At 73.1% G+C, this 375-nt stretch carries 1 protein-coding gene; it reads left to right on the forward strand.

Annotation, left to right across the window (positions count from 1 at the left end; genetic code table 11):
• Positions 1–375 (forward strand): beta-ketoacyl [acyl carrier protein] synthase domain-containing protein (locus tag BZY54_RS47505; protein WP_143668404.1); only part of this gene is annotated, 375 nt, incomplete at both ends.

The raw sequence follows: 375 nt of genomic DNA on the forward strand, positions 1-375 counted from the left end.
CCAGGGCCAACTGGACGTGCTGCGCTGGGCTTACGAGGACGCCGGCGTTGACCCGGCCGACGTCGACTACGTCGAGGCGCACGGCTCCGGCTCGCCGGCCCTCGACCCGCTGGAGCTGAGGGCGCTGGGCGAGGTGCTCGGTGCGGGACGGCCCGCTCACCGGCCGCTGCTGGTCGGCTCGGTCAAGACCAACATCGGTCACGCGGAGGCCGCCGGCGGCATGGCCGGACTCGTCAAGGCCGTGCTGTGCCTGGAGCACGGCCAGATACCGGCCAGCCTGAACCTGGACACCCCGCACCCGGGTGTCGACTGGGACAGCCTGCCGCTGGAGGTGCCGGGCAAGCTGCATGATCTGTCCGACCTGGGCCGGCCCGC

This window comes from Streptomyces carpinensis, assembly GCF_002154505.1.
In the GTDB taxonomy this organism is placed as follows: Bacteria; Actinomycetota; Actinomycetes; order Streptomycetales; family Streptomycetaceae; genus Streptomyces; species Streptomyces carpinensis.